Below are 26,060 nucleotides of genomic sequence, written 5' to 3'. Positions count from 1 at the left end.
AGTCAGCGGGAAAAGCGGCCGGGAACGGTTCGGCGCGCCACGCCCCGGGGGGCGCGTCAGTCGCCGGCGGGCGGCGGGCGCTCTCCCGCAGCCAGGAGCTGGTCCGCGAAATCCGCGAGGCTGGCATGGCGTTGCACGCCGGGCGGCCAGGGACGGCTGCCTTCGGGTGGTTCGCCCACCGCATGGAGCCGTGCGCCGATGGCGGCCCCGGCCCACAGGTGCTCCGGGCAGTTGCCCACCACGAGGATCTCGCCGCCCTCCACGCCGAACCGGTCGCGGATCTGCTCCATCAGACCCGGCGCGGGCTTGCGGCAGGCGCAGCCCTCGTCGGGCGCGTGGGGACAGTAGAACACCGCCTCGATACGGCCGCCGGCGGCTGCCAGCACCCGGTGCATGCGTGCGTGGATGGCATTGAGCGCCAGCACGTCGAACAGGCCGCGCCCCAGCCCGGGCTGGTTGGTCGCCACGGCCAGCCGCCACCCTGCGCGGGTGAGGCGGGCCACGGCCTCGGGCGCGCCCGGCACGGGCACCCATTCCTCCGGCGCGGAGATGAATTCCTCGCCGGAAGCGTTGAGCGTGCCGTCGCGGTCGAGAATGGCAAGTTTCATGCGCGCGATTATGGAAGATGCGGCCCGCCGGGCACCGTGCCGCCGGTCGGCGGCGCATCCCAGCCGGTGGCGTAGAGGCCGCCGAACCGCCCCCGCGCCCACCGCAGGTGCACCGCCTGCCCCGGTTTCCAGGCTGCGGCAGGGTCATCGGGCAACGTGGCCTGCCGCAGCAGGGGGTCGGCAGCACCATCGTTTTCCGGCTGCCAGCGCAGCACGACCTGCGTTCCCCCCGGGCCGCGCAGGCTGGCCGGCTGTGGCCGGCTTCCCGCCACGACCACGCTGGCATCCGGCAGGGGCTGCAGCAGCCGGGCGTCCCAATGCCGCAGCGCCAGGGCCACGGCGCCGCCGGCGCAGGCCAGCAGCCATGCGCCGATGGCAGTGTGCCGTGCAGCCTGCCGGCCCCACCGCCGGGCCATCCAGCGCAGCAGCACCCCGGCGACGGCCACGGCCGCGGCCCCCAGGCCGAGAACGGCCAGGCCCGCACCGGGCGCCCGCGTGCCGTCGAACGGCGCCAGCGCCCAGACAACCGGCCCCGGCCAGCGGTCATCGTGCCATTGCAGCAGCCAGCGCAGCCCGACGAGCGCCGCGGGCGGCGCGAACAGCCACCAGGCGGTGCGGGTGGCACCGTCGGCGACGCCGCGCGCGGGCATGGCCGGCTCGCCCATGCAGGCTCAGGCGACGGCCAGGCGCGAGAGGTCGGCCACGCGGTTCATCGCCGCGTGCAGGCTCTGCAGCAGACCCTGGCGGTTGAGACGCAGGTCCAGTTCCTCGGCATTGACCATCACGTCGTCGAAGAATGCATCGACAGGCGCGCGCAGCACGGCCAGCGTCTGCAGGCTGCCCGTGTAGTCGCCCGCGGCGAAGAGCGCGTCGGCCTCGGGCACGAAGCGCTGCAGGGCGGCGTACAGGTCCTTCTCGGCCTGCTCGCGCAGCAGCTCGGGGTTGACGTGCGCATCCACGTCGCCGGCCTTCTTGAGGATGTTGGTGACGCGCTTGTTGGCAGCGGCGAGCGCCGGGGCCTCGGGCAGCGCGGCGAACGCCCGCACGGCGGCGAGCTGCTTGCCGACCAGGGCGAGGCGCTGCGGGCGCAGGGCCAGCACGGCATCGACTTCCTGGGCGCTGTAGCCCTGCTCGCGCAGGCTGCCGGCCAGGCGGTCGTAGATGAAGTCGGCCAGCGGCGCGGTGGCGTCCTGGATCTTGTCGCCGAAGGCGGGCAGCGCGCTGTGCAGCAGGGTTTCCAGATCGAGCGGCAACTCCTTCTCGACCAGCATGCGGATCACGCCGAGCGCATGGCGGCGCAGCGCGAACGGGTCGCGGTCGCCCGTGGGCAGGTTGCCGATGCCGAACATGCCCACCAGGGTCTCGAGCTTGTCGGCCAGCGCCACCACCACGCCCACGTCGCCGCGCGGCAGCGTGTCGCCCGCGAAGCGCGGCTTGTAGTGGTCTTCGATGGCATCGGCCACTTCTGCGGGCAGGCCGTCGGCCTGGGCGTAGTAGCGGCCCATGGTGCCCTGCAGTTCGGGGAATTCGCCCACCATGTCGGTGACGAGGTCGGCCTTGGCGAGATGCGCCGCCTGGTCGGCCTGGCGGGCCAGCTCCACGTCGCCGATCTGCTGGGCAATGGCGCGGGCGATGGCGCGCACGCGATCCACGCGCTCGCCCTGGGTGCCGAGCTGGTTGTGGTAGACCACCTTGGCGAGCGAGGCGACGCGGGATTCGAGCGTCTTCTTGCGGTCCTGGTCGAAGAAGAACTTGGCATCGGCCAGGCGCGGGCGCACCACGCGCTCGTTGCCGCCGACCACGGCGCTCGCGTCATCCGGGCGGATGTTGCTCACCACCAGGAAGCGGTGCGTGAGCCGGCCTTCGGCATCGAGCAGCGGGAAGTATTTCTGGTTGGCCTTCATCGTGAGAATGAGGCACTCCTGCGGCACGCCCAGGAATTCCTTCTCGAACTCGCAGACGAGCACGTTCGGGCGTTCGACCAGGGCGGTCACCTCGTCGAGTAGCGCGTTGTCCTGGATGGGGCGCACGCCGCCGCCCACCTGCCCGGCGGCAGCCTGCAGCTGGCGGACGATCTCGGCACGGCGCTCGGTGAAGCCGGCGATCACGGCGCCTTCTTCGGCCAGCTGCTGCGCATAGGTGTCGGCACTGCGGAGCACCACCGGGTCCACGGCCGCCTCGAAACGGTGGCCGTGGGTGGCGTTGCCGGCCGTGAGGCCCAGCACCGAGACGGAGAGCAGCACTTCGATGCCGTGCAGCGCCACGAGGCCGTGCGCGGGGCGCACGAAGCTCACGCTCGTCCAGCCCGGCTGCTCGCAGCCCGATTCGAGCTGGTAGCGCATCACCTTGGGAATCGGCAGCCTGGCGACGGATTCCTGCAGTGCCTTCTGCAGCCCCTCGGACAGCGTGGCACCGCGCGCCGTGCTGTCGAGGAACAGCGCCTCGGCCTTGCCGTCGGGTGCGCGGCGCAGGCCGGGCACGGCAGAGGCATCAGCGCCCAGGGCGGCGAGCTTCTTGAGCAGCGCCGGCGTGGCGTTGCCGGACGCATCCAGGCCCACCGTGACGGGCATGAGTTTCTGCGAGACGGCCTTGTCGGCCGCCTGCGGCGCGACTTCGGTGATGTGGGCGGCCAGGCGCCGGGGCGAGGCATAAGCCGTCAGGCGCGAGGCAGCGGAGGCGAGGCCCTGGGCCTGCAGCTGCGCCAGCAGCACCTGGGCGAAGGCGTCGCCGAGCTTCTGCAGGGCCTTAGGGGGCAGTTCTTCGACGAACAGTTCGACGAGAAGATTTTTGTTCACAGTTTCACCTTCTTCCCTTGGGCTTGCCTTTTCTCAGGCAGCGCGTTGTCCAGCTTGACGTGTTGCAGCAACGCCTTTCGCTCGGGGGCGGATACGCGGTCCAGCCCGTCATTGCCCAGCACCTCCACCGCGATGGTGGGGTCCGCCATGGGAAAGCCCAGGCGCTCGCGGCTTTCCAGGTAGCTCTTGGCCACGGCGCGCGCCAGGTTGCGGATGCGGCCGATGTAGGCGGCCCTCTCGGTCACGGAGATCGCGCCGCGCGCATCCAGCAGGTTGAAGCTGTGCGCGGCCTTGAGCACCTGCTCGTAGGCGGGCAGCGCCAGCTGCTGCTCCATGAGGTACTGGGCCTGCTTCTCGTGCGCCGCGAAGGCGGTGAAGAGGAAGTCGGCGTCGGAGTGCTCGAAGTTGTAGGTGGACTGCTCCACCTCGTTCTGGTGGTAGACGTCGCCGTACTTGAGCGTGTCGGTCCAGGCGAGGTTGTAGACGTTGTCCACGCCCTGCAGGTACATGGCCAGGCGCTCCAGGCCGTAGGTGATCTCGCCCGTGGCGGGCTTGCAGTCGATGCCGCCGACCTGCTGGAAGTAGGTGAACTGGGTCACCTCCATGCCGTTGAGCCAGACCTCCCAGCCCAGTCCCCAGGCGCCGAGCGTGGGGTTCTCCCAGTCGTCTTCCACGAAGCGGATGTCGTTCTTCTTCAGGTCGAAGCCGAGGGCCTCCAGCGAGCCGAGGTACAGCTCCAGGATGTTGGCCGGCGCGGGCTTCAGGACCACCTGGTACTGGTAGTAGTGCTGCAGGCGGTTGGGGTTCTCGCCGTAGCGGCCGTCCTTGGGGCGGCGGCTGGGCTGCACGTAGGCGGCCTTCCAGGGCTCCGGGCCCAGGGCGCGCAGGAAGGTAGCCGTGTGCGAGGTGCCCGCGCCCACTTCCATGTCGTAGGACTGCAGGAGCGCGCAGCCCTGGGCGTCCCAGTACGACTGCAGCTTCAGGATGATTTGCTGGAAGGTCAACATGCGTGTGTGTCCTGGCGGCCGGGCGGCTGCAAGCCGTCTGCCCGGGCGCGCGGTCTTGGAGAATGGTCGCGCTGCGCGCGGAACCGGGGATTCTACGGGGCCGGGCTGCCGCGCCTCCACCCCGGGTGGCGCCGCATTCCCAGCATGGATGGCAGTGCGCGCCGCGGGATGTCGGCGGCCTGGCATTTACAGCACAAGGTCGCGCGGATATATTCCGCACAACGGAATTCAATGCACGCCAATCGCCTGGGTTCCTGCGCAGGCTGCGGTCCCCGCAATTCCCTCCCCTTAAACAACGACTTTCCTGCTCCGAGGTGCGGTCACCCGGGGCAGCCCCGACGATGACCGTGAAACGCACGGGCCTGCAGGCCCTGGCCCTTGCACTGGCAGCCACTTCATTGACCGCCGGCGCCTTCGATATTGCTCCGCACCACGTGGGCGATGCCCTTTCCACCGAACAGGCCCGGGCCATGCTGGCACGCCATGCCGCCCGGCCGCCGCAGCCCTGGCGCGAACCGGATGCCACCCGGGTTCCCGCCGGGCCGAAGGGAGCTGAGGTGCGTGAAGGCATCGATCTCCTGCGCAACACGTCTTCGCGCGTCGGCCGGCTGGCGCCGGACGCCTCGAAGCGCCTGTCCTGGAACAGCCTGAACTGCGTGCACTGCCACCAGGCCGGCCCCTCGGGCCTGCCGGGCACCAAGCCCTACGCGCTGCCGCTCGTGAATGCCGTCAACGACTATCCGAAGTTCGACATCAAGTCCGGGAAGATCATCTCGCTGGAGCAGCGCGTCATCGGCATGTTCGGCCCGGGCAGCGTGCCCATCGGGCCGGACACGCCCGAACTGCGTTCCATCATGGCCTACCTGCGATGGCTGGCGCAGGGGACGGTGCCGCATTCCCCCATGGAGCGGACGGGGCTGCTGCCCATGCCGCCCGTCGCGCGGGCGGCCGACCCGCAGCGTGGCGCGCGGCTGTTCGCCTCGCTGTGCAGCGCCTGCCACGGCGTGGATGCCACCGGCCAGCGGCGCCCGGACTTCGCCCAGGGCGGCGGCTACCTGTTTCCGCCGATCGCCGGCACGGACACCTACGACAACGCGGGCCACATGTTCGCGGTGCCGCTGCTCGCGCGCTACATCCGCGCGTCGATGCCTTCAGGCACCTCCCACGATCGGCCGCTGCTCACACCCGGGCAGGCGCTCGACATTGCGGCCTTCCTGAACGACGACGCCACGCCCCGCCTGCAGAACCCGAACCGGCAACGCCTCTATCCGGACCCGGCCCTGCGGCCGCAGGGCTTCGCGATCCCGGAGCATTTTCCCGGCCAGCCGCAAGCCTACCGCCGCGCGAAGTTCGGTCCGTTCCGCAACGTCAACGAGAACTACTGACCATCCCAGCGCCGCAGCACCAGGCTGGCATTGGTGCCGCCGAAGCCGAAGCTGTTGGACAGCGCCGTGCGCAGCGGCGCCTCGCGCGTGGCGGTCACCAGGGGCATGCCTTCCACGGCGGGGTCGGGCGTCTCGACATTGGCCGAACCGGCGATGAAGCCCTTCTGCAGCATGACCAGGCAGTAGATCGCCTCCTGCACCCCGGTCGCGCCCAGCGAGTGGCCGGTGAGCGACTTGGTGGAGGAGAACGGCGGCACCGTGTCGCCGAAGACCGTGCGGATGGCGCGCAGTTCCGGCACGTCGCCCACCGGGGTGGAGGTGCCGTGGGTATTGATGTAGTCGATGGGCACGTCCAGGCCCTCGATGGCCTGGCGCATGCACGCGATGGCACCGTCGCCCGAGGGGGCGACCATGTCGGCGCCGTCGGACGTGGCACCGAAGCCGACCACCTCGCCGAGGATGGTGGCGCCGCGCGCCTGGGCATGCTCCAGGCTTTCGAGCACCACGGCACCGCCGCCGCCCGACAGCACGAAACCGTCACGGTTCGCGTCATAGGCGCGGGAGGCCTTCTCGGGCGTGTCGTTGTACTTGCTGGACATCGCGCCCATGGCGTCGAACAGCAGTCCCATGCCCCAGGTGACCTCTTCGCCCCCCCCTGCGAACATCACGTCCTGCATGCCCCAGGCGATCTGCTGGGCTGCCGCGCCGATGCAGTGCGCCGACGTGCTGCAGGCCGAGGTGATCGAATAGTTGATCCCCTTGATGCCGAAATTCGTCGAAAGGCAGGCCGAGACGGTGGAGCTCATGCAGCGCGTGACCTGGTAGGGCCCCACGCGGCGAATGCCCTTGGAGCGCAGAATGTCCGCGGACTCGATCTGGTTCTCGGGCGAGCCTCCACCCGACCCCATGATGAGGCCGGTGCGCGGGTGCGAGACCTGGTCTGGCTTCAGGCCCGCCTGGGCGATGGCGTCTTCCAGGGCGATGTGGGCATAGGCCGCGGCATCGCCCATGAAGCGCAGCTGCTTGCGGTCGATGCGCGCCTCCAGGTCGATGTCGGGCACGCCAGCCACCTGGCTGCGCATGCCCAGCTCGGTGAACTTCGGCATGGCACGGATGCCCGGGCGGCTCTCGCGCAGCGAGGCCTCCACGGCGGCGAGGTCGTTGCCGATGCAGGAAACGATGCCCGCGCCGGTGATGACGACACGCTTTCTCATGCTCATGCCCCCGCCTCCTCCCGCGCCGGCGCAGCCGCCGCGGCGTCTTCCTTCTTGAACAGGCCCACACGCAGGTCGGAGGCCACGTAGATTTCCTGGCCGTCGGCCAGGAGGCGCGCATCGCCGATCGCCATCACCAGCTTGCGCTTGATGACGCGCTTGATGTCGATTTCGTAGGTCACGCGCTTGACGTTGGGGCCCACCTCGCCGGTGAACTTGACCTCGCCTGCGCCCAGCGCGCGGCCCCGGCCCGGCAGTTGCAGCCAGGTCAGGTAGAAACCGATGAGCTGCCACATCGCGTCCAGCCCCAGGCAGCCCGGCATGACCGGGTCGCCCTGGAAGTGGCAGTCGAAGAACCAGAGATCCGGCCGCACGTCGAGTTCGGCGCGAATCCCCCCCAGCCCGTGCGCGCCGCCGTCGGCGTCGATGTGCGTGATGCGGTCGAACATCAGCATGGGCGGCAGCGGGAGTCGTCCGCTGTCAGGGGTGAACAGCCTGCCTTCGCCCGAGGCGATCAGTTGTTCATAGGAAAAGGATTCAGCCATTGTCAGTCGTGCTCCAGGTCGGCGCGCAGCGCCGCGTTTCGTGTGCGCGGCCCCAGGCATCGCCGGGGCCGCGGATGCGCATTATCCAGTCTGCGGCGGGCGCAGCCACCACGCAGGGGCGACAGACCCCATGCGGCAATACCGCGCCGGCTTGACGCCGCGCAATAAAAAGGGCCGCACGCGGCGGCCCGGAGGGTCATCGGGCCCGGTGGCGCAGAGGCCGCCGGGCGCGCGGCCGAGCCGCTCAGTATTGCCAGAAGATGCGCTGCAGCTCCTGGCTGGTCTGCGGCTTGGTCAGGGCCACGGCCGCCAGGATACGGGCCTTCTGGGGATTCAGGTCGTGCGCGACCACCCAGTCGTACTTGTCGTCGGGCTGCTCGGCGTTGCGCAGTACGAAACCATCGGCCACTCGCGAGGAGCGCACGATCTGCACGCCCTTGCCGCGCAGTTCCTGCAGGGCAGGCACCACGCGGTCGGCCACGGAACCGTTGCCCGTGCCGGCGTGGATCAGGGCCTTCACGCCCGTATTGCCCACGGCATCGATGGTCGAGCGCGGCACGTTGCCGTAGGCATAGACGATGTCCACGGGCGCCAGGGTGGCGATGTCATCGATGTTGAACTCCGACTGCATCGTGTGGCGCTTGACGGGGGCGCGGAACCAGTAGGTCTTGCCCTCCACCACCATGCCCAGCGGGCCCCACTGGCTGCGGAACGCCTGGGTCTTGATGTTGACGCCCTTGGTCACGTCGCGGCCGCTCTGGATCTCGTCGCTCATGGTCACGAGCACGCCCTTGCCGGCCGACTCCTTGCTGGCGGCCACCGTGACGGCTTCCAGCAGGTTCAGCGAGCCGTCCGCGGACAGGGCGGTGCCCGGGCGCATGGAGCCGACGACGACGATGGGCTTGTCGGTGTGGACGACCAGGTTCAGGAAGTAGGCGGTCTCTTCCAGCGTGTCGGTGCCGTGGGTGACGACGATGCCGTCCACGTCGGCTTGCTTGGACAGCGCGGAGACGCGCTTGCCCAGTTGCAGCAGCTGGTCGTTGGTGAAACTCTCGGAAGCGATCTGGAAGACCTGCTCGCCCTTCACCGCTGCCACGTTGGACAGCTCCGGCAGCCCTGCCAGCAGCTTGTCCACCGGCACCTTGGCCGCTGCATAGGAAGCGCTGTTGGCGGCCGTGGCGCCCGCGCCGGCGATGGTGCCCCCGGTGGCCAGCACCACGACGTTGGGCTTGGCAGCCGGCTGCACGGGCGCTGCAGACTGCGTCTGCGCACCGGCCACGAGACCACAGGCAGCGAAGGCCGCGCCGGCCAGCAGGCGCTTGATATTCATTTGCGGGAACATGACTTGCTCATCTCCTTGGATTAATTGTTACAAGCCCGTTGTACGGGTGCCGTATGGTAGGAAGGACGCAACACGGCAGTGGGGAATAATCCGAGGCTGGGTATGAATGGAATTCATACCCCTCCCCGATCCGCCTCCCCAAGCCATGAACCTACGGCAACTCGAAGTCTTCCAGGCCGTCATGCAGGCGGGCAACATGAGCGCCGCCGCCCGGCTCGTCAGCATCACGCCGTCGGCCGTCAGCAAGACCATCGCCCATGCCGAGCTGCAACTCGGCTATCCGCTGTTCAACCGCGTGCGCGGAGCACTGGTGCCCACGCCCGAAGCGCAGGCATTGTTCGCGGCATCGGCCCAGGTCCACCGCCAGCTCGACGAACTGCGCCGCACCGCCGTCAACCTGCGCCAGCCCGAGGGCGGCCAGGTCCGCGTGGGCGCCATCCCCTCGGTCACGCACACCTTCCTGCCCACGGTGCTGGAACTGCACGTGCGCGAATCCCCCCGCGTGAAGGTGGAGGTGCGGACACTGCACCCCGACCAGATGGCCCAGGCGCTGCTGACCCGGGCGGTGGATTTCGCCCTGGGCTTCTATCCGCACCCGCACCCGCAGGTGTGCAGCGCCATCCTGGTCAGCGGCCCGCTCTCGATCGCGGTGGGCCGCGACATCTGGCAGCGGGCCGTGCGCCTGAGCCGCAACGACCCGATCTCGTTCCTGTCCAACACCCCGATGATCCAGTTGCTGGGCGACGACCCCATGCGCGCGCCCATGACCGAACTGGCCCGGGACCTCGGGGTGCACACCGAACTGGGCATCCAGGTGCAGACCTCGCAGCTGGCGGTGGAGCTGGTGCGGCGCGGGCTGGGCTGGACGGTGGTGGATTTCCTCACGGCCGGCAACCTGGATCCGGCCACGGTGGTGGCGGTACCGCTGCGCCACCTCCCGCCCATTCCCCTGCATGCCTACCATGCCGAGCATCGCCCGCCGGACCGGCACGCGGCCCGGATGCTGGCGCGGCTGCCGGGGCTGCTGCACGCGGTGCTGGCGCGCGCGCCCTCGACGGAACAGCCGGCGCCCACCGGCGGATGACCGGCGGCCGGACCGCGGCCCGCCGTGTCAGCGCGCGCGGGAGCGTGCCGCGAATGCCGCGGCCACGACCAGCCCGCCCAGGAGCCACAGCGGCCACAGGCCGGCCCGAGCCGCCCACCAGGCGAACGGCGTGGGCGGCCCGTCGCGGCCCTCCACCTCGCCGCGCAGGATGCCGCGCTGCACCGAAGGCAGCCGCGCGGCCACCACGCCGCGATGGTCGATCAGCGCGGTGGCGCCGGTGTTGGTGGCGCGGACCATCGGCCGCTCGAACTCCAGCGCCCGCATGCGGCTGATCGACAGATGCTGGTCGATGGCCACGGAGTCGCCGAACCAGGCGATGTTGCTCACGTTGACGAACACCGTCGGAGCGGCGGCGCGGTCCGCGAAGCGCGCGGCCAGTTCCTCTCCGAACAGATCCTCGTAGCAGATGTTCGGCGCCAGGCGCTGCCCGGCCCAGGCGAAGGGCGCCTGGACCATGCCGCCCCGGTTGAAGTCTCCCAGAGGGATATTCATCAACTCGGTGAACCACCGGAAGAACGGCGGGACGAACTCCCCGAAGGGTACGAGGTGGTGCTTGTCGTACTGGTAGGGCGCCGCCTGGCCCGGCGCATAGCCGATGACGGAGTTCGTGTAGCCCCGCTCCGGATCGCCCAGCGGGATCCCGATCAGCGCGGCCCGGCCGCCCTGCGGGTTGCTGCGGGTAAAGTGTTCGGCAATGGACTCCAGATACCCCGGCACCAGTTGCTGGGGCAACAGCGGAATGGCGGTTTCCGGCGCCACGACCAGGGCGGCATCCGCTTCGCGCAACGCGTCGCCATACCAGCGCAGCGCCATGGGCACGCCGCTGCCGGCCTGGAATTTCTCGTCCTGCGGGATATTGCCCTGCAGCAGCGCAACGGACAGCAGGGAGGGGGCTGCGGCCACCGGGGTGCCGCAGCGGTCCACCGCGCAGTGGCGCTGCGCGGCCAGCCCTGCCCAGGCGCATGCCAGCGCCACGGCCGCGGCCCAGCACCGCGGACGGCGCAGGTCCGCCACCCGCAGTTGCACGGCCAGCATCGCCAGCAGGGCCGCCACGGCGCCGATGCCATACACCCCCACCCAGCGCGCAAGCACCCGCAAGGGGCCCTCGACGTGCGCATAGCCACCGGCACCCCAGGGAAAGCCGGTCCACCACACGCCGCGCGCCAGTTCGGCCAGCAGCCAGAGTGCCCCGAAGGCGGCGGCCAGCCACCCCCTGCGGCGCGGGAGGCGGTCGCGCAAATGCACGAACACCGCCGACGCGGCCGCGTAGTAGCTGCCCAGGAAGGCCGCCAGCGCCAGCACCGCCAGCGCCGCCAGCGGCGCTGCCAGGCCGCCGTAGGTGTGCATGGAAATGAACAGCCACCAGAAGGTGCCTGCGAGCCAGGCCGTGGCGAAGGCGGCGCCGAGGCCAGCCCCCTGCCCTGCCCCGCGCGCCGACAGCAGGATGCGCGCGAAAGCCGCCAGCGAGGCGAGTTGCAGCCACCAGAGCGGCTCGCCGCCCCAGGGCCAGGCGATGGAGGCCGCCTGCGCCAGCCCGGCCAGCACGGCAGCCGTCCACAGGAGCGCCGCGGGCGCACGCGGGCGCCCGGTGCCATGGGCTTGCAGCAGCATGGTCAGCCGGCGTCCGGTTCGGCGCCCGGGGGCTGCGGCGACACCTTGAACCAGCGCACCGCGCCCCCCTTGGTGTGCAGCACGACGAAGCGCAGGCCGCCGAGGTCCAGCGATTCGCCGCGGCGCGGCGCATGGCCCAGCTCGTGCGCGATCAGGCCGCCGATGGTCTCGAACTCCTCGTCCCTGTCGGAGCCCTCGAGGGCGGGCAGGTCGAACGCCTCGGCCACGCGCTCCACGGGCGTGTCGCCGCTCACGCGGTAGGTCCGGTCCGCCAGGGCGAAGATGTCGCCCTCGTCCTCGGGAATGTCGAATTCGTCTTCGATCTCGCCCACGATCTGCTCGAGCACGTCCTCGATGGTGACCAGCCCGGCCACCCGGCCGAACTCGTCGATCACCACCGCCATGTGGATGCGGTTGGCGCGGAACTCGCGCAGCAGGTCGTTCAGGCCCTTGCTCTCGGGCACATACACCACGGAGCGCAGCAGCGCCCGGAGGTTCAGCTCGGGCGCCCGCTGCAGCTTGAGCAGGTCCTTCGCCATGAGGATGCCGATGATGTTGTCGCGCTCCCCCTGGTACACCGGGAACCGCGAATGGGCGGTATCGATCACCTGGTGCAGCAGCGCGTCGAACGGCTGTTCGATGTCGATCAGGTCCATGCGCGGCGCGGGCACCATCACGTCGCTGGCCGTCATCTCGGCCATGCGCAGGACGCGTTCGAGCATCACGCGCGCATCGGCATTGATGACGTCGTTGTCCTCCGCCTCGGCCAGGGTGGCGATCAGTTCATCCTTGGAATCGGGGCCGGGATGGATGAATTCGATGAAGCGCTGCAGGAGCGTGCGCTTGTCTTCGCGGTCGGAGGGGCGCGCGGGGTGGGGGTCGGACACGGTCTCGGTGTGCAGGACGTGCGGTGGTTGTCAGGCCTCCAAGGATAGCGGATGCCCGCGACACCCCCCGCTGGCGTGCCGCGGGCCGGCCCTCACACCCTGACACAAGTTCGGCCGGCGCAGCCCGGCCGCTGCGGGCTGCCGCTTCCTATCATGCCGCCTTCCGGGGCGGCGCCGGCGCCATGTGCGGCGGCAGCCGGCAGCCCCTGTGCACAGGCAATGCGACAGGATATCACCAGCATGGGAGGCATGGCGGCGGCGAGGCAGGCGGACGAGATAGGTCACGTGTCGGTGTGGGCGAGGCTGGCGCGGGTGGGGTTGAGGCTGGCGTCGGGCCGGGCTGCGATGCGTGCGGTGGCGGATGCGGCGGTGTGCCGCGACCATGGGCAGCCCAACGCCAAATTCATCGCCGAGGGCTCGGACTCCGTCTTCATCGAAACGTACCCGGCCGCGCGCAAGGGCGACAAGATGATGTGCGCGGCGCAGATCGCCAGCGGCTCGGACGACGTGCTGGTGGGGGGCAACAAGACGGCGTACCTGGAGATCGCCGATGACCGGGCGTGGTGGGAGACGGCGCTGGAGATCGGAGTGGGCCTGGCGATGGGCCGGGGCAGCTTCCTGGGCAAGGTGGGGTGCCTGGCGCTGGGGGCGGTGGTGGGCTACGCGCTGGGGCGGGGCTTTCGGGCGCTGATCGGCTACCCGGTGCACCCGGCCACGGGCGGCAAGGTGCTGGACGGCAGCCGGGACACGGACTTCGTGCTGCCCGGGCCGCTGGCGATTGCCTGGCGGCGCTTCTACAGCAGCCACGACCACCGGGAGGGCACGCTGCATGGCGCGGGCTGGAGCGTGCCCTACGAGATCGAGCTGCACGTCGAGCGGTGCTGGGCCGCATCGTGGCCGAGCATGCACAGGATGCGGCGAGCGGGCAGGTGCACACGCTGCGGCACGAGCACGACGCGCTGGGCAACCGCACGCGCACGCAACTGCCGGCCGTGGGCGGCGGCCGATCGGGACAGATGGGCCGGGCCGTGCTGCGGCGCAGCCTGAACTACCTGCACTACGGCTCGGGGCACCTGCACCAGATCAACCTGGGGCTGGCCGAGGAGGTGCTCGAAGGCGGGACGCACTGCACCGGGAGGTGCTGCGCACGCTGGCCACGCGCTACGCGCTGGATGCGCCGGGCCGGCGCACGGGCAGCTGGACGCGCTCCGGCGCGGGCCATAACATTGAAATCATATTCACCCATCCCGCCCAGATAAACGATCCTTTATATTTTAAAATAGATCCCGTCAAGGAATTCACAGAAGAAATCCCGCTTAGAAAACCAGCTTGCAGGCATGTCCATTCAGAATACAACCGCCCCTCAGGGCATTTCGCCTCAAATCCTCAGAAGGCGACTTCCTGGACATTGCCGCAGAAGGATCCAATATCAACACAGACTAGTCCATCACTCTCCCAGAGACCATTTAAAGAGCAACGAACGGCTGGCTTGTTGGCTGGACCAGCAGCCTACCCTAAAAATCCAGAACACCGTAAAGAACGAGCAACTGCGAATGATCGAATTAATTCCAGAAGATTTGTAATTTCAAATCAGCACCACCGGTGTCGAGATCACCTACTCCGTGCAGGAAGGTCTTTCCATCCAGCTCACGGTCATCAAGGACCACAGGACGGCTACTGCGAAGAGCTTATTCCCCATCGTTGCGGAATTCGAATGCGTAGGAATGAACCTCTATGACGCCCCGAAGCAAAGACTCGGGCTGGAGGAATACTATATACCCGGCAATGACCCATTCATCAGGGTCATTGCATCGAAATATCACATACAAATCGACAGAATTTAGTTCACCAGCACCTTGAAGGCCCGCCCCACTCCATATTGCATCAAGATCCCGTCATTACCGGATGCAGATGGCCGCGCCACGGCCTCACAAAACAGCGGAATTCAATGAACGCAAAAGGCTTCACGCCCCCGGCGGCGTACCACTCCGCGCAGCCTGCATCCCCGCCAGAAATGCCCGGAACTGTCGCGCCTGGCGCTTGAGCTGGTAGTCCATCTCGGCCAGGCGGTGCACCACCTTCTGGGCCATGCGCGATTGCAGGCCGGCAGGCGGGATCTCCAGGTAGGCCTCGGATTCCGAGCCGTCCCGGCGCACGACGGCGCCGGCCTTGCGGGCGATGCGCAGCATGGCGGTGTTTTCGCTGAGCGCGTGGATGAACACCATGCGCACGTCCCGGTTGCGCGCGTGCATCACGGCGCGCTCGAAAAGCCGGGCGCCGAAGCCGCGGCCCCGGGCCTGGGCGAGCACGGAGACGCCGAACTCGGCGCAACCGCGATGCTCGTTCGCGTCACCGTAGGCCAGGTGGGCGACGGCGATGAGTTCGAGCCGGCGGTTGTAGATGCCGAACACCTCGTCCCGCACGAAGTCGAGTTGCTGCACGTAGCGCAGCACCTGCTCGTCCGATGCGGCGTAGCCGAAGCGCAGGTAGCGGTCGCCGGGCTCCAGGCGCAACAGGTGGACGGCGATGCGTCCGCGGTGCTCGGGGCCCAGCGAGCGGATGGGCACCACGACAGGCGCACCGCGCCGCACGGGCGGGCGCGGAGGATGGGTGTCGGTGGCAGGCGCGGACATGCACGAATTTTAGGGTTTTCCCTAGCATATGGTGTGCCGTGGCCCGGAAACCACGCGAACTCCAGCCGTCCGACCGTCCGGGCATGGGCCAGCTCCAGACACCTGTCCCCCGGCGCTCGGTTGCTACCCATTCGATAGCGCATCTGTCGCCAAAGTGTCAGACGGGCACCGCGGTCGTGCTCTTCACGCGGTCGAGCACAAAGCTGGTCTTGCAGTCCTGCACGCTGGGATGCTTGAGCAGGGTGTCCATGATGAAGCGGCTGTAGTGGGCCATGTCGGCGACGACCACGCGCAGCAGGTAGTCCATCTCGCCGGTGAGCGCCGAGCATTCCACCACCTCGGGCCAGGTCTGCACGCTCGCGCGGAACAGGTCCATGGGGTTGCGCTTGTGGCTTTCGGTGTGTTTTTCGAGCCGCACGTTCAGGTAGGCCGTGAGGCCCAGGCCCACGGCTTCCGGCCGCACCAGGGCGACGTAGCGGTCGATCACGCCGGCATCCTCCAGGCGCTTGGCGCGGCGCAGCACCGCGCTGGGCGACAGGCCCACCTGCTCGCCGATGACGTCATAGGTTTCGCGGCCGTTGTCCTGAAGGCAGCGCAGGATCGCCCGATCAAGCCGGTCCAGTGCGTGGGAAGCGCTCATGGCACAGGATTCTACGAAGCCTCGCGCGCGCAGGCACGGCCCACCGCCACTTCCCCGGGTTTGTCCCGGTGGAACGCGGCCGTGGGCGGCGAATAATGGAATCCACAAAAAAGAACGATCGTTCTTTTTTGTGGACATCATTACAACGACGGAGACAAGCAACCATGAACGGAACCCTTCGCGGCCTCGGCCGCTGCAGGGCGCTGGCGGCGCGCGCCGCCCTCGCCTTTTCCATGGCCTGCGCGCTCTGCGCGCCGGCCGCCCACGCGCAGAGCGGCTACACGCAGACGCGCCATCCCATCGTGCTGGTGCATGGCCTGTTCGGGTTCGATTCGGCCCTGGGCGTGGATTACTTCTACGGCATCCCCGATGCCTTGCGCCGGGACGGCGCGCAGGTGTTCGTCGCCCAGGTGTCGGCCACCAACAGCACCGAGGTGCGCGGCGAGCAACTGCTCACCCAGGTCAGGCAGGTGCTGGCCGTCACGGGCGCGGCGAAGGTGAACCTGGTCGGGCATTCCCACGGCGGCCCGACCATCCGCTATGTGGCGGGCGTGGCGCCGCAGCTCGTGGCATCGGTCACGTCGGTCGGCGGGGTGAACAAGGGATCCCGCGTGGCGGATGTGGTGCGCGGCGTGGCCCCGCCGGGCTCGGTGTCCGAATCGGTGGCGAGCGCCGCGGCCGGGGCGCTGGCGCAGGTGATCAGCGCGGCGTCGGGCGGCTCCGGCCTGCCGCAGAAGCCGACGGCGGCGCTCGATTCGCTCACCACCGCCGGCGCGGCGGACTTCAACCGCCGCTTTCCCCAGGGGCTGGCCAGCGGCTGCGGGAGCGGCGCCGACGTGGTGAACGGCGTGCGCTATTACTCCTGGACGGGTACGCAGCCGGTCACGAACGTGCTCGATCCGGGCGATGCGGGCCTGGCCCTGCTGGCACCGTTGCACGGCGAGGCGAACGACGGGCTGGTGTCCGCCTGCTCTTCGCGGCTGGGCCGGCACCTGGGGGATTACCGCCAGAACCATCTGGATGAAATCAACCAGTTGGTGGGGCTGCGGGACCTGTTCTCACCCGACCCGGTGACGCTCTACCGCCAGCACGCCAACCGGCTGAAGCAGCAGGGGCTCTGACCCATGGCGGCGGCACGCGGGCGGATGGCTGCGGCGCTGCTGGCCGCCGCGGTGCCGGGCTTGGCCGGCTGGTGGGCGCAGCGCTCCACGGCGGACGGCGCAGACGGGGCGTCGGCGCGCGCCGCATCCGTTGCGGCGGTGGACGCCTCCGCCTTCGTGCGCCGGCCGTCCGGCGGCCCTGACCCACGGTTCCTGGCGTCCCGCTCCGCGGCCGAGCTGGAGGTGCTTCAGACCGACCCGCTGCTGGGCGCGGGCCTGCGCGACACGCTCGAAACCTTGATGCAGGAGGCCCTGGACGCCGGGCCGACCACCGATGCGGCCACGCTCAAGCGCCGGCTGGAGGGCCTGGTGGACCGCCATTTCCCGGCAGCGGTGCGCGAGCGTGCCCTGGCGCTGGCCGGCCGCTATGTGGACTACCGAGCCGCGCTCGGCACGGTGGCGCCGCCTGCGGACCTGTCCGACCCGAAGGCGCTGCGAGCCTCCATGGAGGAGCGCGACCGGCTGCGCGAGCGTTTCTTCGAGCCCGGCGAAGCCACCGCCTTGTTCGGGGGCGAAGCAGCGCTCGACCGCCACACGCTTGCACGGCTGCAGATCCTGCAGGACACCGCCCGCTCTCCGCAGGAGAAGGCCCGGGCGCTCCAGGCCGCGGAGGATGCGCTGCCCGCCGAACTGCGCGCCGCGCGGCAGGCGTATGCCACCCCGCAGGCGGTGGCGGAGCAGACGGCCGCGCTGGATGCCCGCCAGGCCGACGACGCGACGCGCCATGCGGAACGCAGCGCCCGCCATGGTGCGGCGGCTGCCAACGCCCTGGCGCGCCTGGACGGCGAGGAGCGGCAGTGGCAGCAGCGGCTGGACCAGTACCAGCAGGCCCGGGCCGCGCAGGGCGACGGTCCGGCGCTGCAGAAGCTGCGCGAGCAACTGTTCACGCCCGAAGAGCGGCTGCGCGTGGAAGGGGCCCTGGCGCTGCGGTCCACGCGCCCGGTCGCGACGGGCGGGGGCTGAAAGACGGTTTCGTGCCCATAGCCCGGCAGGGCCGCAGGCTGCGCACGACGGCATCACGGCGCAATTTTCCTGCGCGAGCCCGAAAGCTTCGCTCTGTTTACGCCAGAAACATGAGCCTCCGTGCGCCTACAGTGGCATGACGCAGATCAACGCGCCAACCCCGGAGACAACGCATGAACACCCCACTGCCCCACCCCGCCGTCCAGGACACCGCCGCCTGGGAGAACCCGATGGGTACCGACGGATTCGAATTCATCGAATACGCCGCCCCCGATCCGCAGGCCATGGGCCGGGTGTTCGAGGGCATGGGCTTCAAGCCCGTGGCGCGCCACCGCCACAAGAACGTGACGCTCTACCGCCAGGGCGAGATCAACTTCATCATCAACGCCGAGCCCGACAGCTTCGCGCAGCGTTTCGCGCGGCTGCATGGGCCCAGCGTCTGCGCCATTGCCTTCCGCGTGCACGACGCCAAGGCCGCCTACGAGCGCGCGCTCAACCTCGGTGCCTGGGGATACGCCGGCCAGGCCGGCCCGGGCGAGCTGAACATTCCCGCCATCAAGGGCATCGGCGACAGCCTGATCTATCTCGTGGACCGCTGGCGCGGCAAGAACGGCGCGAAGCCGGGCGACATCGGCAACATCGGCTTCTTCGACGTGGATTTCGAGCCGCTGCCGGGCGTGACGGCCGAGGAAGCGCTGAACCCCAAGGGCCACGGCCTGACCTATATCGATCACCTGACGCACAACGTGCACCGCGGCCGGATGATCGAATGGGCGAACTTCTACGAGCGCCTGTTCAACTTCCGCGAGATCCGCTACTTCGACATCGAAGGCCAGGTGACCGGCGTCAAGAGCAAGGCCATGACCAGCCCCTGCGGCAAGATCCGCATCCCGATCAATGAAGAAGGCAAGGAAAAGGCCGGCCAGATCCAGGAATACCTGGACATGTACAACGGCGAGGGCATCCAGCACATCGCCATGGGCTCGGACGATCTCTACGCCACGGTGGACGCGCTGCGCGCCTCCGGCGTGCGCCTGCTGGACACGATCGACACCTACTACGAGCTGGTGGACAAGCGCATTCCCGGCCACGGCGAGAGCGTGGAAGAGCTGCACAGGCGCAAGATCCTGATCGACGGCAAGAAGGACGCGATCCTGCTGCAGATCTTCAGCGAGAACCAGTTGGGCCCGATCTTCTTCGAGTTCATCCAGCGCAAGGGCGACGACGGCTTCGGCAATGGCAACTTCAAGGCGCTGTTCGAAAGCATCGAACTCGACCAGATGCGCCGCGGGGTGCTGCAGGGCGCTTGAAAGAACGCCTAAAAACATCTGCAAGCCGATTGACGTAACCAACTGCATCGGCATGGCGCCCGTCTCTATACTGCGCCCTCCCAATGAGCACGGAGAGAGAGACACCCATGTTGCGTCGCAGTTACCTTTTGGCCGTCCTGCTGGCGGGCGGAGCCTGGAGCGTCCAGGCCCAGAACGCCTCGGCGCCGCTGACCATCATTGTTCCGTACCCGGCCGGCGGGCCCGTGGACGCGTCTGCCCGCATCGTGGCGGAAGGCGTGCGCGGCACGCTGGGCCCGGTGGAGGTGCAGAACAAGCCGGGGGCTGGCGGCACGACGGGCGTGGCGCTGGTGGCCAAGGCCCCGAAGGACGCCAATTGGCTGGTGATGGGCGCGGTGGCGACGCACGCAGTGAATCCGTGGCTGCAGAAGGCCTTCCCGTACGACCCGCTGAAGGACTTCAAGCCGATCGCGCTGGTGGCGCGCACGCCCAACGTGCTCGTCATGGACGCGGAGCATGCCAAGTCGCTGGGCATCCGCACGACCGGGGAGCTGATGCAGTACCTCAAGAAGAATCCCGACCAGGTGCGCTACGGATCGGGCGGCAACGGCAGCATCGGCCACATCGCGGCCGAGATGTTCAAGTCGCTCACCAACACGCGCGTGGCGCATGTGCCCTTCCAGGGATCGGCGCCCGCGCTCAAGGCCCTGCAGTCGGGAGAGGTCGCGTTCGTGTTCGACAACCTGGCCTCGTCGCTGCCGCTGATCAAGGCCGGCAAGCTGAAGGCCCTGGGCGTGACCAGCCTGGGTCGGGACGACGAGCTGCCGGACGTGCGCAGCATCAACGACGAGGTGCCGGGATTCAACGTGGTGACGTGGTTCGGACTGTTCGCACCGGCCGCGCTGCCCGATGCGGATGCCCGCCGCTATGCGGCGGCCATCACCGCGGCGATGAAGGTGCCCGCCAGCGAGCAGAAGCTCAAGAAGATGGGCATCGACGCCGAGGACCTGACGCTGGAGCCCTTCGGCCAGTTCGTGCGCGCGGAGCACGCGAAGTACGGCTTCCTCATCAAGGCCGCGAAGATCAAGATGAACTGACAGCGCGGGGCGCCCTGGCATGGGCACTCCCGTGCATTGCATAACCAGGAGACATGCCATGGGACAAGCCCCCGTCGTTTACGGCCAATCCGACCGCCCCCCGCGCGGTGACTACGCCCGCGCCGGCAGCGACTACACCTGCCCGCAGGACTACGCGGCCTATACGCCGCAGGACCACGACACCTACCGGCGGCTGTACGCCCGCCAGTCGGCGCTGCTGCCCGGCCGCGCAAGCGAGGCCTTCATCGCCGCCCTGCCCTCGCTGGGCGCGAGCGACCGCATCCCGCGCTTCGACGAGATCAACGAGCGGCTGCAGCGGGCCACGGGCTGGGAGATCGTGGGCGTTCCGGGCCTGATTCCGGAGGTGCCCTTCTTCACGCTGCTGGCGAACCGCAAGTTCCCGGTGACGGACTGGATCCGCACGCCCGAGGAATTCGACTACATCGTGGAGCCGGACATCTTCCATGACCTGTTCGGGCATGTGCCGCTGCTGTTCAACCCGGTGTTCGCGGACTACGTGCAGCGCTACGGCCACGGGGGCCTGAAGGCGCACGGGCTGGGTGCCTGCGAGATGCTGTCGCGCCTGTACTGGTACACGATCGAGTTCGGCCTGATCCGCGAGCGTGGTGCGCTGCGTGCCTACGGGGCGGGCATCCTCAGCTCTTCCGGCGAACTGGAATATTCGGTGAACAGCCCCGAGCCGCAGCGCCTGCCGCTGCAGCTGGAGCGCACGATGCGCACGCGCTACAAGATCGACACCTACCAGCAGACGTATTTCGTGATCGACAGCTTCGAGCAGTTGTTCGCGATGACGGAGCCGGATTTCGGGCCGGTGTATGAACGCCTGCGCGGGCAGGCCGAATTCGCCGCGGACGAGCGCGAGGCCGTGGCGGCCTGAGCTCCCCACCCAGCCGCCCCGAACGGACCTCGCCCGGCCTGTTGCGGCGGCATGGGTGCCCTCTGGCGCCTGCACCTTCGCGCACCGGCAAAGCATTTCGGACGGCAAGGGCCGATTGCCGCCCGATGCGGCGAGGATGGCGGCAAACCCTTTTTGCCGCGCCCGCCGTCGCGGGACCGCTCCGTACGGCGCCGCCGGCCCCCCTTCTTGCATGAGGAAGCCGCCATGACCCGTGTCTCCGGCATCACATCCAACCTGCTGCGTCCGCCTCCAGGTCTTTCATCCGCGTCCCTGGAGGGCCGCGTCGCACCCGTCGCGCCGCTCGTCCGGCGCTTCCCTTCTCCCGCGCCCGAGCCCACCGTGCCAGGCGTCGCGCGCCGCACTTCGTCGGCCGCCTCGATGCCGCCGCGCGCCACTGCCGGCCTGCTGGCAGGGCCGGACGGCTTCGCACGGCATGGCCGGCTGCCTCCGCAGTTCCAGGCCCGGGAGCGGGCCCGGGCCTCGCGGCAGGCCACCCACGGCACGCCGCTCTGGAGCCCGCGCCCGGCGGCGGAGGCGCTGCTGGCGGCGCGCTCCGGCACGCTGCTGCACCGGCAGCCCCTCGCCGCCTGAAACGCACCTCACCGGAGACTGGCAGCCCGTCAGGGCTGCCCGGCGGTCTCCAGGCAGGCACGCACCACGTCCGGATGGAATGCCATGTGCACGTGGGCCGCGCCCGCCACGAAGCGGTTGTCCGCCCCGGCCAGCAGGGCCGTGCTGGCGGGATAGACCACGTTGTCGCAGTCCGAATGGAAGCAGGTGAAGCGCGCGCGCAAGGGCGGCGGCTCGGATGCATCCAGGGCCCGCAGCCACGGATGTCCGGGCACCATCTGCCGGCCGTTGTCCGAACGGCTGAACCGGGCCGCCTCGGTGCCGCCATGCGGCGTGCCCAGCGTGACCACGCGGTGCACCCGGCCGATGCCTGACGCGCCGCAGTCGCGCAGCCAGGCCCGGACCGCGAGGCCGCCCATGCTGTGGCCGATCACCAGCGGTGGCCGCCCTGTGGCTTCGGCCACCTGCCGCACGGCCGCATCGATGGTGGCGGCGTAGCCGTCGATCGCGCCGAAGGGCGGCTCCAGCGTCACGGCCACGAACGCATGGCCGCGGCGCCGCAGCAGCGCGAACCAGGGCATCCAGAAGCCGCGGTTGCACAGGAAGCCGTGCACCAGCACGACACCGCGCGGCGCGGGGGTGGAGCTGTCCGCCGCGGGCCGCGGGAGCCAGTCCGGCACGGCCGCGTGGCGAAAAGGCTGCCACCAGCCGAACACCCAGCTCGCCCACCGGGTTTCCGCCCACCAGGCGCGCAGCACGCGCCCCGCGGGAGGAGCCGGCACCGGATCGCTCCGGTTGGCATGCAGCATGACCAGGAACTGCAGTCCCAGCCAGAGACGGGGCCCCACCAGCCAGAGGGCGGCACCGGCCAGCGCCCCCGCGGGTGACCGGGGCCAGAACCAGGCCAGCCAACCCGCGGCCAGCGCGAACTGCGCTACCACCATCCATCGCTGCCACCTTGCATTCGTCACGTCGTTCCTTTCAGGTACCGGGGCCGATCGTGCCCCCGCCCAGCCCGCATCCTGTCACACAGGAAGGAGACGCGCAGCCGTGCGCGAGGCCCCGGCCCCGGGACTGTCCCGATGGACAGGCGCGCAGGGGTTTCCACAATCGCCTGCGGCCCCCGCCAATCGGCCCTTGCGCCCCTGCAATGCCGCATCAACCGCCCGCCGCCCGGCGGAGCGCGAAAGGAAAACGAATCCATGGACCGGATCTGGCTGAAGAACTACCCCCCCGGCGTGCCGCATGCAGTGGATCCCGAAAGCTACCGCTCGGTGGCGCACCTGCTGGAGGAATCGCTGCGCCGCCATGCGGACCATCCCTTCTCGGTCTGCATGGAGCAATGGATGGGCTATGCCGAGCTGGACCGCCTGAGCACCCGTCTGGGCGCGTGGCTGCAGGCCCAGGGACTGCAGCAGGGCGCGCGCGTGGCGATCATGCTGCCCAACGTGCCGCAGTTCGCAGTGGCCATGGCCGCGGTGCTGCGTGCCGGCTACACCTGCGTGAACGTGAACCCGCTCTACACGACGCGCGAGCTGGAGCACCAGCTGCGCGACTCCGGCGCGGAGGCGATCGTCATCCTCGAGAACTTCGCGCGCACGCTCTCCGAAGTGGTGAAGCGCACGGCCGTGAAGCACGTGGTGCTCACCGCGCTCGGCGACCTGCTCGGGCCCGTGCGCGGGCGCTGGATCAGCTTCGCGGTGCGGCACCTGGCGCGCATGGTGCCGGCCTTCGACCTGCCCCTGTCGGACGGCCGCCGCGTGACGACACTGCCCGCGGCCCTGGCCAACGGCGCGCGGCACACGCTGGCACCGAGCACCGCGACGCTGGATTCCACCGCGTTCCTGCAGTACACGGGCGGCACCACGGGGCTGTCGAAGGGCGCCGTGCTCACGCACCGCAACATCGTGGCGGCCACGCTGCAGGCGGAGGCCTGGTTCATGCCGGCGCTCTCGCGCATCGGCGACGTGCGCCAGGCCAACAGCATCGCGGCGCTGCCGCTCTACCACATCTTCGCACTCACCCTGTGCCTGCTGGCCATCCGCCAGGGCTCGCACCTCACGCTGATTCCGAATCCCAGGGACATCCCCAAGCTCGTGGCGGTGCTGAAGAAAAGGCCCTTCCACATGATGCCCGCGGTGAACACGCTCTTCAACGCACTGCTGCAGAACGCGGACTTCCGCACGCTCGACTTCTCGCCCCTGTGCGTCTCTCAGGCGGGCGGCATGGCCGCCTCGGAGAGCACCGCGCGGCAGTGGCAGAAGGTGACGGGCAGCACCATGATCGAAGGCTGGGGCATGAGCGAGACCTGCGCCATCGGCACCAACAATCCCGTGGACAACACGGAGTTCACCGGCACCATCGGCCTGCCATTGCCAGGCATCGATATCGCGATCAAGGACGACGCGGGCCAGAGCCTGCCCGTGGGCCAGTCCGGCGAGATCTGCATCCGTGGCCCGAACGTGATGGCAGGCTACTACCAGCAGCCCGGGGAGAACGCCCGCGCCTTCACGGCCGACGGTTTCCTGCGCACGGGCGACATCGGCGTGATGGACGACCGGGGTACCACGCGCATCATCGACCGCAAGAAGGACATGATCCTGGTGTCCGGTTTCAACGTGTTCCCCAACGAACTGGAGCAGGTCATCGCCCTGTGCCCCGGCGTGCTCGAGTGCGCTGCCATCGGCGTGACCGACGAGAAGCAGGGCGAGGCGATCAAGGTCTTCGTGGTGCGCAGCGACCCCTCGCTCACCGAAGAGACGGTGCTGCGCTACTGCCACGAACAGCTCACGGGCTACAAGCGCCCGCGCCACATCGAGTTCCGCGACGCGCTGCCCAAGACCAACGTGGGCAAGATCCTGCGGCGCGAACTGCGCGGCCCGGCGGCCTGAGCCCACGACGGAGGGAGCGACCAGCGGCGGCGAGTCGCCAGGATTTACGCCCCATCCCCTCTGCCCATCGCCAGGGCTTGCTGCAGCACGTTGCAGCTATGGTTTCGCATCCGGGCCGGTTTTCGCAGGAGATCAGCTTTTTTGCGTCCATATGTAAGCAACTTTGTGCATTGCCCGGGAAACGGACAAGTAACTCCTCGGCCCACGGATGAGCGCAAACGTTTGCGCAAACGTTTTCTTTGATTACCATAGCGGCCGCGCACCCGCTGCCACCAGAAGCCGGAGGCGCCTGCTGCCGACTTATTCTCTTTTTCCGCCATACCCACAGGAGACATCCATGCCTTTGACCCGCCGCACCCTCCAGACCGCCGCCGTGCTGGCCATCGCCGGCGGCCTGCTCGCGCAGCCCGCCTTCGCGCAGGACAAGCCCAAGGTCGCGCTGGTGATGAAGTCGCTCGCCAACGAGTTCTTCCGCACCATGGAGGACGGCGCCAAGGCGCACCAGAAGGCGCATGCCCCGGAATACACGCTGGTGGCCAACGGCATCAAGAACGAGACCGACACTGCCGCGCAGATCAAGATGATCGAGCAGGCCGTGGCGCAGAAGGTGAACGCCATCGTGCTCGCGCCCGCCGATTCCAAGGCCCTGGTGCCGGCCGTGAAGGCCGCGGTGGACAAGGGCATCCTCGTCGTGAACATCGACAACCGCCTGGATGCCGACGCGCTCAAGGAAAAGAGCCTGAACGTGCCCTTCGTCGGCCCGGACAACCGTGCCGGCGCCAAGCTGGTGGGCGACTACCTGGCCAGGCAGCTCAAGGCCGGCGACAAGGTCGGCATCATCGAGGGCGTGTCGACCACGTTCAACGCGCAGCAGCGCACGCTGGGCTTCCAGGACGCGATGAAGGCCGCCAACATCAACGTGGTGGGCGTGCAGTCGGGCCAGTGGGAAATCGAGAAGGGCAACACCGTGGCCGCCGGCATGCTGCGCGAGCACCCGGACCTGGTGGCACTGCTGGCCGGCAACGACAGCATGGCGCTGGGCGTCGTGGCCGCGGTCAAGGCCGCCGGCAAGGCCGGCAAGGTGCAGGTGGTGGGCTACGACAACATCAACGCCATCAAGCCCATGCTGGCCGACGGCCGCGTGCTGGCCACGGCCGACCAGTACGCCGCCAAGCAGGCGGTCTTCGGCATCGAGATGGCGCTCAAGGCGCTGTCGGCCAAGACGCCGCAGGCCCAACTGCCCGCCGAGGTCAAGACCGAGGTGGTGCTGGTGACCAAGGGCACCGGCAAGTAACACTGCGGCGCCACGCGGCGCCGCAGGGCGCCACGCGGCGCCGCAGGGCGCCGCGCTCGCCTTCCGCGCACCGCATGGCCGACGCCGCGCGCAGCCAGCGCGGCA

23 protein-coding genes are annotated in these 26,060 nt (G+C 69.3%); 11 read left to right on the top strand and 12 right to left on the bottom strand.

Annotated elements, in window-relative coordinates; all coding sequences use genetic code 11:
* Positions 1-56 precede the first annotated feature (56 nt).
* The 4 genes from BLR05_RS04495 to glyQ are packed head-to-tail and all read right to left on the bottom strand — an operon-like array spanning position 57 to position 4,410.
* Positions 57-608 carry a D-glycero-alpha-D-manno-heptose-1,7-bisphosphate 7-phosphatase gene (locus BLR05_RS04495; RefSeq protein WP_092832627.1) on the bottom strand — a complete coding sequence of 184 codons (552 nt, stop codon included), beginning with the start codon at positions 606-608 and terminating at the stop codon, positions 57-59.
* An 8-nt stretch (positions 609-616) separates the two neighbouring features.
* Positions 617-1,273 carry a hypothetical protein gene (locus BLR05_RS04490; protein ID WP_167361194.1) on the bottom strand — a complete coding sequence of 219 codons (657 nt, stop codon included), beginning with the start codon at positions 1,271-1,273 and terminating at the stop codon, positions 617-619.
* 6 nt (positions 1,274-1,279) lie between these two features.
* Positions 1,280-3,403: a glycine--tRNA ligase subunit beta gene (gene glyS / locus BLR05_RS04485; protein ID WP_092832626.1), complete on the bottom strand. Its 2,124-nt coding sequence runs from the start codon at positions 3,401-3,403 to the stop codon at positions 1,280-1,282.
* Entirely contained in the window at positions 3,400-4,410 is a 1,011-nt protein-coding gene (gene glyQ, locus BLR05_RS04480) for a glycine--tRNA ligase subunit alpha (RefSeq protein ID WP_167361193.1), read from the bottom strand. The genes glyS and glyQ overlap by 4 nt, the downstream gene beginning before the upstream one ends.
* Before the next feature lie 341 nt (positions 4,411-4,751).
* Here glyQ and BLR05_RS04475 point away from each other — a divergent pair, with 341 nt between their 5' ends.
* Positions 4,752-5,795 (top strand): c-type cytochrome, encoded by a 1,044-nt coding sequence (locus tag BLR05_RS04475; RefSeq protein ID WP_092832625.1) that lies wholly within the window; start codon positions 4,752-4,754, stop codon positions 5,793-5,795.
* On the opposite strand, the gene fabB is transcribed toward BLR05_RS04475, so the two are convergent.
* From fabB to BLR05_RS04460, 3 genes are all read right to left on the bottom strand, one after another.
* Positions 5,789-7,015, bottom strand: coding sequence for a beta-ketoacyl-ACP synthase I (gene fabB / locus BLR05_RS04470; protein ID WP_092832624.1), 1,227 nt, complete (start codon positions 7,013-7,015; stop codon positions 5,789-5,791). The genes BLR05_RS04475 and fabB overlap by 7 nt on opposite strands.
* Positions 7,012-7,554, bottom strand: a complete 543-nt coding sequence (gene fabA, locus BLR05_RS04465) for a 3-hydroxyacyl-[acyl-carrier-protein] dehydratase FabA (protein WP_092832623.1) — start codon at positions 7,552-7,554, stop codon at positions 7,012-7,014. Before fabA ends, fabB begins: the two co-directional genes overlap by 4 nt.
* A 244-nt stretch (positions 7,555-7,798) precedes the next feature.
* Positions 7,799-8,896 carry a type II asparaginase gene (locus BLR05_RS04460; protein WP_092832622.1) on the bottom strand — a complete coding sequence of 366 codons (1,098 nt, stop codon included), beginning with the start codon at positions 8,894-8,896 and terminating at the stop codon, positions 7,799-7,801.
* A gap of 145 nt (positions 8,897-9,041) precedes the next feature.
* Between BLR05_RS04460 and BLR05_RS04455 the strand changes: the two genes are divergently transcribed.
* Positions 9,042-9,980, top strand: coding sequence for a LysR family transcriptional regulator (locus BLR05_RS04455; RefSeq protein ID WP_092832621.1), 939 nt, complete (start codon positions 9,042-9,044; stop codon positions 9,978-9,980).
* Between the two features lie 27 nt (positions 9,981-10,007).
* On the opposite strand, the gene lnt is transcribed toward BLR05_RS04455, so the two are convergent.
* Positions 10,008-11,612, bottom strand: a complete 1,605-nt coding sequence (gene lnt / locus BLR05_RS04450) for an apolipoprotein N-acyltransferase (protein ID WP_092832620.1) — start codon at positions 11,610-11,612, stop codon at positions 10,008-10,010.
* A gap of 2 nt (positions 11,613-11,614) precedes the next feature.
* Entirely contained in the window at positions 11,615-12,499 is an 885-nt protein-coding gene (locus tag BLR05_RS04445) for a CorC family transporter (protein WP_092832619.1), read from the bottom strand.
* Between the two features lie 240 nt (positions 12,500-12,739).
* On the opposite strand from BLR05_RS04445, the gene BLR05_RS27455 reads away from it, so the two are divergent.
* Positions 12,740-13,546, top strand: coding sequence for a PAAR domain-containing protein (locus BLR05_RS27455; protein ID WP_264080734.1), 807 nt, complete (start codon positions 12,740-12,742; stop codon positions 13,544-13,546).
* Positions 13,547-14,463: 917 nt separating this feature from the next.
* Here the strand turns inward: BLR05_RS27455 and BLR05_RS04435 are convergent.
* Together BLR05_RS04435 and BLR05_RS04430 are read right to left on the bottom strand one after the other, a co-directional pair.
* Positions 14,464-15,132, bottom strand: coding sequence for a GNAT family N-acetyltransferase (locus BLR05_RS04435; RefSeq protein ID WP_092832618.1), 669 nt, complete (start codon positions 15,130-15,132; stop codon positions 14,464-14,466).
* Between the two features lie 157 nt (positions 15,133-15,289).
* A complete protein-coding gene (locus tag BLR05_RS04430) occupies positions 15,290-15,772 on the bottom strand; it encodes an Lrp/AsnC family transcriptional regulator (RefSeq protein WP_013596422.1) in 483 nt (160 codons plus the stop codon).
* Positions 15,773-15,936: 164 nt separating this feature from the next.
* Here BLR05_RS04430 and BLR05_RS04425 point away from each other — a divergent pair, with 164 nt between their 5' ends.
* The 6 genes from BLR05_RS04425 (at position 15,937) to BLR05_RS25690 (ending at position 21,791) form a co-directional block, all read left to right on the top strand.
* On the top strand, positions 15,937-16,893 hold the full coding sequence (locus BLR05_RS04425) for an esterase/lipase family protein (protein ID WP_092832617.1): 957 nt from the start codon (positions 15,937-15,939) through the stop codon (positions 16,891-16,893).
* 3 nt (positions 16,894-16,896) lie between these two features.
* Positions 16,897-17,895 carry a lipase chaperone family protein gene (locus tag BLR05_RS04420; RefSeq protein ID WP_092832616.1) on the top strand — a complete coding sequence of 333 codons (999 nt, stop codon included), beginning with the start codon at positions 16,897-16,899 and terminating at the stop codon, positions 17,893-17,895.
* 173 nt (positions 17,896-18,068) lie between these two features.
* Positions 18,069-19,205, top strand: a complete 1,137-nt coding sequence (hppD, locus tag BLR05_RS04415; RefSeq protein ID WP_092832615.1) for a 4-hydroxyphenylpyruvate dioxygenase — start codon at positions 18,069-18,071, stop codon at positions 19,203-19,205.
* Positions 19,206-19,312: 107 nt separating this feature from the next.
* A complete protein-coding gene (locus BLR05_RS04410; RefSeq protein WP_092832614.1) occupies positions 19,313-20,281 on the top strand; it encodes a Bug family tripartite tricarboxylate transporter substrate binding protein in 969 nt (322 codons plus the stop codon).
* Between the two features lie 58 nt (positions 20,282-20,339).
* Positions 20,340-21,179, top strand: coding sequence for a phenylalanine 4-monooxygenase (phhA, locus tag BLR05_RS04405; protein WP_092832613.1), 840 nt, complete (start codon positions 20,340-20,342; stop codon positions 21,177-21,179).
* A 225-nt stretch (positions 21,180-21,404) separates the two neighbouring features.
* Complete coding sequence (locus tag BLR05_RS25690) at positions 21,405-21,791, top strand: hypothetical protein (RefSeq protein WP_143015857.1); 387 nt, start codon at positions 21,405-21,407, stop codon at positions 21,789-21,791.
* Positions 21,792-21,820: 29 nt separating this feature from the next.
* Here BLR05_RS25690 and BLR05_RS04395 read toward each other — a convergent pair whose 3' ends face one another.
* Positions 21,821-22,741: an esterase/lipase family protein gene (locus tag BLR05_RS04395; protein WP_092832611.1), complete on the bottom strand. Its 921-nt coding sequence runs from the start codon at positions 22,739-22,741 to the stop codon at positions 21,821-21,823.
* A gap of 231 nt (positions 22,742-22,972) precedes the next feature.
* Between BLR05_RS04395 and BLR05_RS04390 the strand changes: the two genes are divergently transcribed.
* On the top strand, positions 22,973-24,661 hold the full coding sequence (locus BLR05_RS04390; protein WP_092832610.1) for an AMP-binding protein: 1,689 nt from the start codon (positions 22,973-22,975) through the stop codon (positions 24,659-24,661).
* 337 nt (positions 24,662-24,998) lie between these two features.
* Positions 24,999-25,955: a sugar ABC transporter substrate-binding protein gene (locus BLR05_RS04385; protein ID WP_092832609.1), complete on the top strand. Its 957-nt coding sequence runs from the start codon at positions 24,999-25,001 to the stop codon at positions 25,953-25,955.
* Positions 25,956-26,060 lie beyond the last annotated feature (105 nt).

The organism is Paracidovorax cattleyae, from assembly GCF_900104515.1.
In the GTDB taxonomy this organism is placed as follows: domain Bacteria; phylum Pseudomonadota; class Gammaproteobacteria; order Burkholderiales; family Burkholderiaceae_C; genus Paracidovorax; species Paracidovorax cattleyae.
This window is presented reverse-complemented; position numbering and strand designations above follow the sequence as displayed.